This is a genomic window from Streptomyces sp. NPDC056527, assembly GCF_042794475.1.
Taxonomy (GTDB): domain Bacteria; phylum Actinomycetota; class Actinomycetes; order Streptomycetales; family Streptomycetaceae; genus Streptomyces.
Genome location: NZ_JBHTTQ010000183.1, coordinates 1 through 7,386, shown reverse-complemented (window position 1 = coordinate 7,386; position 7,386 = coordinate 1). Strand labels below are relative to the sequence as shown.

The 7,386-nt window shown below is 71.0% G+C and carries 8 protein-coding genes; 1 reads left to right on the top strand and 7 read right to left on the bottom strand.

Going from position 1 to position 7,386, the window contains the following annotated elements; translation table 11 throughout:
* Positions 1 to 57 precede the first annotated feature (57 nt).
* From ACFQ7Q_RS37050 to ACFQ7Q_RS37020, 7 genes are all read right to left on the bottom strand, one after another.
* Positions 58 to 390, bottom strand: coding sequence for a TcmI family type II polyketide cyclase (locus ACFQ7Q_RS37050; protein WP_383563338.1), 333 nt, complete (start codon positions 388 to 390; stop codon positions 58 to 60).
* A gap of 75 nt (positions 391 to 465) precedes the next feature.
* Positions 466 to 945, bottom strand: a complete 480-nt coding sequence (locus ACFQ7Q_RS37045; RefSeq protein ID WP_383563335.1) for an SRPBCC family protein — start codon at positions 943 to 945, stop codon at positions 466 to 468.
* Between the two features lies 1 nt (position 946).
* Positions 947 to 1,207 carry a phosphopantetheine-binding protein gene (locus tag ACFQ7Q_RS37040; RefSeq protein ID WP_383563332.1) on the bottom strand — a complete coding sequence of 87 codons (261 nt, stop codon included), beginning with the start codon at positions 1,205 to 1,207 and terminating at the stop codon, positions 947 to 949.
* A 25-nt stretch (positions 1,208 to 1,232) separates the two neighbouring features.
* Positions 1,233 to 2,477, bottom strand: coding sequence for a ketosynthase chain-length factor (locus ACFQ7Q_RS37035; RefSeq protein WP_383563330.1), 1,245 nt, complete (start codon positions 2,475 to 2,477; stop codon positions 1,233 to 1,235).
* Positions 2,474 to 3,742: a beta-ketoacyl-[acyl-carrier-protein] synthase family protein gene (locus ACFQ7Q_RS37030; RefSeq protein WP_383563327.1), complete on the bottom strand. Its 1,269-nt coding sequence runs from the start codon at positions 3,740 to 3,742 to the stop codon at positions 2,474 to 2,476. Before ACFQ7Q_RS37030 ends, ACFQ7Q_RS37035 begins: the two co-directional genes overlap by 4 nt.
* Positions 3,739 to 4,209 (bottom strand): cupin domain-containing protein, encoded by a 471-nt coding sequence (locus ACFQ7Q_RS37025; protein ID WP_383563324.1) that lies wholly within the window; start codon positions 4,207 to 4,209, stop codon positions 3,739 to 3,741. Before ACFQ7Q_RS37025 ends, ACFQ7Q_RS37030 begins: the two co-directional genes overlap by 4 nt.
* Positions 4,210 to 4,276: 67 nt before the next feature.
* Positions 4,277 to 5,401 (bottom strand): SchA/CurD-like domain-containing protein, encoded by a 1,125-nt coding sequence (locus ACFQ7Q_RS37020; RefSeq protein ID WP_383563321.1) that lies wholly within the window; start codon positions 5,399 to 5,401, stop codon positions 4,277 to 4,279.
* 233 nt (positions 5,402 to 5,634) lie between these two features.
* Here ACFQ7Q_RS37020 and ACFQ7Q_RS37015 point away from each other — a divergent pair, with 233 nt between their 5' ends.
* Positions 5,635 to 7,299, top strand: coding sequence for an FAD-dependent oxidoreductase (locus ACFQ7Q_RS37015; RefSeq protein WP_383563318.1), 1,665 nt, complete (start codon positions 5,635 to 5,637; stop codon positions 7,297 to 7,299).
* The last annotated feature ends 87 nt before the right edge of the window (positions 7,300 to 7,386 follow it).

Sequence of the window (7,386 nt, the reverse complement as noted above, 5' to 3'; positions counted from 1 at the left end):
CTCCGCGTCTGTCGCGGGGCGGGCGGCCTCGGGTTTCTCCGTCGTTCGCTCAGGAGCTCAGGAACCGGCGTCCCGCTCCCAGCGGTAGAAGCAGTGCGCCATGGCGTCCTTGGGGCTGCGCCATGTCTTCGGGTCGTACGCGCTGACGTACGCCGACAGCTTCTCGCTGGTGTCCCGGAACTCCGGGTGCCCCGTCAGCTTCGCGATGGCGGGCGCCGGGTCCTTCTCGGACTCGATCAGGTGCAGATAGACGTCCCCGAACTGGAAGAGGCTGCGCCGGGTGACGCCGACCAGGTGCGGGAGTTCGCCGCGGTCGGAGGCGGCGAACACGTCGGCGATCGCCGGCGCCGAATCGGGTGCCATGCGGGCGACGATCAGGGCGTGGTGCATCGAGCGTCCTTCCTGGGTGTACGGGTGTGCGGGTGTGCGGTGTACGGATGTGGCTCCGGACCGTGCCGGAGTGCGTCAGCCGGGCAGGACCGAGGCGCTCCGGCGGTCGCGGGCGACCTGCTCGATGCGGTCCCGGATGAGGGCCATCTGGGTGCGGGAGTTGCGGTTGATGTTGTCCGTCATCCAGTCGTCGTCGACCGGGGCGTCGGGCTTCATCGCGAAGTCCTGCACCCAGCGCATGTGGACGCCGGCCGGTGTCTCCTCGTACTCCCACCGGATGTCCATGTGCTCGAAGGGTCCGGTCTCGACGCGGCGGGCGCGGACGGTCCGCTTGGGACGGTCGACGGTGCGCTCCGACACCCAGCTCCAGACCTTCCCGGCCTCGTCCGGGTGCATGGTCAGGCGGAAGGTGGTGGAGTCGCCCTCGCGGGAGAGCACCTCGAGGGAGGCGTACTCGCTGAAGAGGTTCGGCCAGTTCTCGATGTCGTTGGTGATGTCCCAGACGAGCTCGAGCGGAGCGTCGATGGTGATGGTGTTGTCGGTGTGTCCGGACACGTCAGACTCCCGTCTTGAGCGTGTTGTTGACGAGACCGACGAACTCGGCGGGCGTCTTGCAGCGCTCCGCGTCGGTGGGCAGCGAGACGCTGTACCGGTTCTCCAGCTCGCCGACGATGCCGAGCAGGCCGAGCGAGTCGAGGCCGAGGGTGCTGAAGGGCGCGTCGGGCGCCTTCTCCAGCTCCCGGGGGTCGACGGTGACTCCGGCCGCCTGCTTCATCAGTGAGGCGAGTTCGTCGAAGGTCAGTGCGGTGGTGATCATGTGTGCTTCTCCTTCCCGCCCGGTCCTACCGGGCGGAGTCGTCACCGCGGCGCACGACCAGCGCCGCGTTGGATCCCATGAGTCCCCTGCTGAGAACGAGGGCCGTGCGCAGCTCGGCGGGGCGAGCGCGGGACATCACCAGGTCGAGGTCGTGGCTGATGTCGAACACGTTGGGGGTGGGGGGTACCAGGCCCTGTTCCATCGCGAAGACGGCGGCCGCGGTGTCGAGGACGGGAGCCCCGCAGTAGGCCCGGCCGAGCCCGGTCTTGGGCGCCGTGACGGGTACGCGGGTGGCGTGGGCTCCCAGGGCGTCGGCGATCGCCAGCGCCTCGGCGCGGTCCGCCTCCGGTACGCCCAGGGCGTCGGCGAAGACGACGTCGATCTCCTCCGGGGCGCACTCGGCTTCGTCGAGGGCGTCGCGGACGGCGCGGGCGAGTCCTTCGCGGGACTCCTCCCAGCGCGAGGCGCCGGTGAACGTCGCGCCATGGCCGGCCACGACGGCCCGGACGGCCGCTCCCCGGTCACGGGCGCGGGCCTCGTCCTCCACGACGAGCATGGCGCCGCCCTCCGCCGGGACGAAGCCGCATGCCGCGGAGGTGAAGGGGCGGTAGGCGCGGTCCGGGTCCTCGACGGTGCTGAGCTCGGGGTATCCGAGCTGGCAGACCATCGAGTACGGGGCCAGGGGTGCCTCGGCGGCGCCGACGATCATCGCGCCGGTGCCCCGCCGTACGGCGCGGGCCGCGTGGGCGATGGAGTCCAGACCGCCGGCCTCGTCGCTTGCGACCACTCCGCAGGGCCCCTTGAAGCCGCTCCGGATGGAGATCTGGCCGGTGCTCGCGGCGTAGAACCAGGCGATGGACTGGTACGGGCCGACGAACTTGGACCCCTGTCCCCACAGTTTCTGCAGCTCGCGCTGTCCGAACTCGCCGCCCCCGGACCCGGCGGCGGTGACCACCCCGATCTCGAAGGGCTCCTCGGGGTCGTCCCGCAGGCCGGCGTCGCCGAGGGCCATCGAGGCCGCGGCCATGGCGTAGTGGCTGAACCGGTCGGTCTGGACGACGAAGCGCTCCTCGATGAGGGAGGAGGCGTCGAAGCCCCGTACCTCGCCCGCGACCTTCAGAGGCAGGTGTTCGCACCCCTCGCGGGTGATCCGGTCCAGAACGCCGAGCCCTTCCCGGACCGACTTCCAGTACGCCTCGGCGCTCAGCCCGTTGGGGGCGATCACACCGATGCCGGTGACGACCGCGCGCCGTGGTCGGTGACTGCTCATCGTGACCTCCCTCCCGGCCCGGTCAGGAGGACCGCGGACTGGAAGCCGCCGAATCCGCTGCCCACGGAGAGCACGTTCCTCAGCTTCCGCGGACGGGCGGTGCGCGGCACGTAGTCCAGGTCGCACTCGGGGTCGGGGGTCTCGTAGTTCGCCGTCGGGGGTACCACCTGGTGCTTCAGCGCGAGAACGCAGGCGACGACCTCTATCGCGCCGATCGCGCCGAGCGAGTGCCCCACCATGGACTTGATGGAGCTCATGGGGGTGTCGTAGGCGTGGGCGCCCAGGGAGCGCTTCACGGCGGCGGTCTCGTGCCGGTCGTTCTGCCGGGTGCCCGAGCCGTGCGCGTTGACGTAGTCGATCAGCGTGGGGTCGAGCCGGGCCTGGTCGAGCGTGGAGTCGATCGCCCGGGCCATCTCGAGCCCCTCACCGGTCAGACCGGTCATGTGGTACGCGTTGCCGAAGGTGGCGTAGCCGCCGATCTCGCAGTAGATGTGCGCACCGCGCGCCCTGGCGTGTTCGTACTCCTCCAGGACGAGGACCGCCGCGCCTTCGCCCATGACGAACCCGTTGCGGTGGTCGTCGAAGGGCCGGGAGGCGTGCTCGGGGTCGTCGTTGTCGGGCGACGTCGCCTTGATGGCGTCGAAGCAGGCCATGGTGATCGGTGATATCGGCGAGTCCGACGCGCCGGCGATGCAGACGTCCGCACGGCCTTCCTCGATGGTGTGGAAGGCGTAGCCGACGGCGTCGAGGCCGGAGGTGCAGCCGGTGGAGACGGTCTGCACCGGGCCCCGGGCGCCGAACTGTTCGGCCACGACCGAGGCGAGCGTGCTCGGCGAGAACGCCATGTGCAGCTGCGGGTCGGCCACGCGGTGGTCCACGTCCCACCGCTGCCCGCCCTCGCTGACCAGGACGTAGTCGTGTTCGAGCCGGGTGGTGCCGCCGACGGCGCTGCCCAGGGAGACGGCGACGCGCCAGGGGTCCTCCGTGTCGGTGTCGAGTCCGGAGTCGCGTACGGCTTCTCCGGCGGCGACCACGGCGAACTGGATGTACCGGTCGGCGTGGCGGCTCAGCTCCGGGTCCAGGTCGTGGGCCGTCGGGTCGAAGTCGCACTCGGCGGCTATGCGTGAGCGCAGGCCGGCCGGGTCGAACAGGGTGATGCCGCGGGTCGCCGTGCGCCCGGCGGCGAGGAGGTCCCAGAACGCCTTCGCTCCGGTGCCGCCCGGAGCGACCACACCGATACCGGTGACGGCCACTCGCCGGGTCACTCGATGGCCCCGCTTCGCTCGGACACCTGAGCCGGGTCGTGCACGGTCAGGTGCGGCCCCGCCGCGGCGAGCTCGCCTTCCTCGGTGACCTCGGTGTCGACGTGACCGAGGCTCGGTCGCGGGGCGAGCGGGCCCAGGTGGAAGACCATGCGGGCCTCCACGTCACCGACGTTGCGGAACCGGTGCCGCATGTCGATGGGGATCAGGAGGCCCTGGTCGGGCACGAGCCCGAACGTCTCGCCGTCCAGGTCCACTTCGAGCGCGCCCGAGACGACGTACACGAACTCCTCGGAGTACGGGTGGTAGTGCTCACCGATGCGCTCGCCGGGCTGGACGATCGCCAGGCCCATGAAGCCGCTGGTGGAACCCACGGTGGCCGGCGTGAGCATGGCCCGCAGGTCACCCCCGCGCCTGCGGTTGGGTTCCGTCTCGCTCAGGGTCACGATGCGAGGACGCTGCTTGAGCATGGTTGTTACCTCCGGTGTGGAAGTGGCGTGCGGGGTGAACGGCCGCGGCCGGAGCCACGGCCGCACGTCAGGAATCCGCCGAACTGCGGTCGGTGATGGGCAGCATGTCGGCGTGCGACAGGAGGCGGTTGATGTTGCGCTCCGTCTCCAGGGAGCCCTCGACGCCGATCGCCGCACCGTCGAGGAGTCGTTCCAGCTCGGCGGCGATCCCGGCGCCCTTGAGGCCGAGCGAGGCGACGGGGTCGACGTCGAGTTCGCCGGTGAGGTCGACGAGGCGCACCACGATGTCGTCGCGCTGGAAGACGGTGCTGCCGTACACCGGGCTCTTCGGGTCGTCCGCCGCGGCCGCGTCCTGATGGGCGAGCAGCCGGGCCAGCTCCATCCCGCAGCCCTCCTTGGCCGGGTAGTACAGCGCGTGACGCCGTACGGCGCCCGGTGCCGGCCGACCGGACACCACATGGTGCACGGCCGGGAGAGCGGCCCGGGTGAAGAAGACGCGCGCCGATTCGGGGTCGGTCAGGTCCCGGTCCTGCTCCAGGTACGGGTTGATCGCCTCCTCGACCGCGCGCACCTCGGGCTGACGGGCGACGTGGCGCAGTGCCGCGAGGAGGTCGCCCTCCACTTCGACGGCGCGTACGACGCGGTTGCCGTGCATGAAGAGCGAGGTGCGGCGCAGCCGCGTGTTCTCGTCGACCTGGGCCTTGGGCGACTCGTACCCGGCCAGGAGCTCCGCGACCTTCGACTCGGAGCCCGGCTTGACGGTGAACGTGAGGGCGTGGCGTGCCACACCGTCACCGACGCGGGCGGCCACCTGCTGGCGGGACGTCGCCCGCTCGGGCGCGAGCGGCTGACGGGGACCGGTCTCCCTGAGGATGCTGTAGCGCATCGACCGGGTGTCCCGGACGCAACTGTGCATCGGCTTGACGGTTTCGACGTGCTCCTCGCTGTTCACCCAGGCGAGGAACGGCGGAGCGCTCTCCCACTCGCTGGTGATGAGCCACTGCGAGGGGTTCTCGATGGACTGGCATAGCTGGTCACTGATGTGACCGGGTACGGACGCGACCTGCTTGCACATGAGTTCGTACGCGTCCAGGAACTGCTGCTGAGCTCCTTCGTACAGATCGAGCAGCAGGATCACCCGCAGCCTCGAGCCGTCGAACGCCGACTGCGAAATACGTCCCGAGATGGACATCCAGCGCACCTCTTTCTCTTCCGCGAGAGGGTCGGGAAGGACCGCCGTGCCCGAAAGCCCGGAGTCGTCATGTGCCGATCGTTGGCGGACGCCGCGATCCGCGCGAGCCCCACGGTGCGGATGAGTGAACTGCGCGTTCATTCGGGTGCCCCGCACGCGCGAACCGGTCTGCAGAGGGCATGAATCTGCATTCCACCCCTGTCATGCGTCGCAGGCGACGCTGGAGGCGATCAATGAACCGAACCGAAGAAGCCGGCGAAGTCGGTCACCGCACGCCCGTCCTCATCGTCGGCGGCTCGCTGGTAGGCCTTTCCACCTCGCTGTTCCTGGGGCGTCTCGGCGTGCCGCACACGCTCGTCGAACGCCATCGGGGCACCTCCTTCCATCCCCGCGGACGCGGAAACAACGTGCGCACGATGGAGCTGTTCCGCGGCGCCGGCGTCGCGCAGCGCATTCACGACGCCGCGTCCGTCCTCGCGCGGAACAACGGCATCCTGCAGACACCGAGCCTGGTGGGCGATGTCGGCGAGTGGCTGTTCAAGGAGATCGATCCCGGCGGCGGGGTCGCCCGATTCAGCCCCGCCGGATGGTGCCTCTGCAGCCAGAACGATCTCGAGCCGGTGCTCCTCGAGAGCGCTCGCGAGCTCGGCGCGGATCTGCGGTACTCCACCGAGCTGATGTCGTTCGAGCAGGACGCCGAGGGGGTGACCGCCCAGGTGAAGAGCCGTGACACGGGCGAGCACACCACGATTCGCGCGGACTATCTCGTCGCGGCGGACGGCCCGCGCAGCCCCGTTCGCGAACGGCTCGGCATCGGGCACAACGGCCCGGGCGACCTGTTCCACAACGTGAGCGTCACCTTCGTGTCCCGGGGTCTCGCGGACGTCGTCGGCGACCGGCGCTTCGTCGTCTGCTATCTGACGAACCCTGAGGCCGACGGGGCCCTGCTGCCGGTCGACAACCAGGAGCGCTGGGTGTTCCACGCGCCCTGGCACCCCGAGAACGGCGAGACGGAGGAGGAGTTCACCGACGAACGTTGCAGGGACCACATCCGGCGGGCCGTGGGCGTGCCGGATCTCGACGTGGAGATCACGGGCCGAGCGCCCTGGCACGCGGCGGAGAGGGTCGCCGCTCGGTACGCGGACGGCCGGGTGTTCCTCGCCGGTGACTCGGCCCACGAGATGTCGCCCACCGGGGCGTTCGGCTCCAACACCGGTATCCAGGACGCGCACAACCTGGCCTGGAAGCTGGCCGCCGTCCTCGGCGGATGGGCCGGCCCGGGCCTGCTGGAGACCTACGACGCGGAGCGCAGGCCCGTCGCCGAGGCGACCAGCTCCCGCGCCTCGTCACGTTCGGTCGAGCACAGCCACCCCGGGTACGCCCCCTCCCCCGAAGCCGCCGGCGCTGGCGCCAGGGGCAGGAAGGGCGGGATCCTCAACGTGGCGCTGGGTTACCGCTACCCCCAGGGCGCGGTCCAGGGTGCCGACCAGGAGGTTCCGGTCGTCCCGGACGGTCTGCGGTTGACGGGCGAGCCCGGCAGCCGGGCGCCCCACATGTGGCTGGACCGCGCCGGCGAGCGGGTCTCGACCCTCGACCTGTACGAGCGGTCCCTCGTGCTCCTCAGCGCCGCCGACGGATCCGACGGCTGGCACACCGCGGCGCATCGTGTCGCGGAGCAGCTCTCCGTGCCGGTCGACTCGTACCGCATCGGTCACGGCCCGGACGCGGAGCTGTCACCGGAGGGCGAGACGGACTGGGCGGAGCTCCACGGCGTGACCGCGGGCGGTGCGGTCCTCGTCCGCCCCGACGGGTTCGTCGCCTGGCGGTCGGAAGGCGCGGTCGCGGATCCCGGGGCGGTGCTGCGGAAGGTCCTCGCGGCGGTCCTGGACCGGGAGTGACCGCTCCCTCGTCGCCCGTACGCCGGCCGTCCGGGGCGCCCTGAAGTCGGGCGCTCCGGGCGGCCGGCGCGTTCGGGCGGCCGGCGC

Bases quoted from the DNA above. Each gene is read 5' to 3' on its own strand.
- ACFQ7Q_RS37050 (WP_383563338.1), bottom strand. From the start codon at position 390: ATGCACCACGCCCTGATCGTCGCCCGCATGGCACCCGATTCGGCGCCG.
- ACFQ7Q_RS37040 (WP_383563332.1), bottom strand. From the start codon at position 1,207: ATGATCACCACCGCACTGACCTTCGACGAACTCGCCTCACTGATGAAG.
- ACFQ7Q_RS37035 (WP_383563330.1), bottom strand. From the start codon at position 2,477: ATGAGCAGTCACCGACCACGGCGCGCGGTCGTCACCGGCATCGGTGTG.
- ACFQ7Q_RS37025 (WP_383563324.1), bottom strand. From the start codon at position 4,209: ATGCTCAAGCAGCGTCCTCGCATCGTGACCCTGAGCGAGACGGAACCC.
- ACFQ7Q_RS37020 (WP_383563321.1), bottom strand. From the start codon at position 5,401: ATGTCCATCTCGGGACGTATTTCGCAGTCGGCGTTCGACGGCTCGAGG.
- ACFQ7Q_RS37015 (WP_383563318.1), top strand. From the start codon at position 5,635: ATGAACCGAACCGAAGAAGCCGGCGAAGTCGGTCACCGCACGCCCGTC.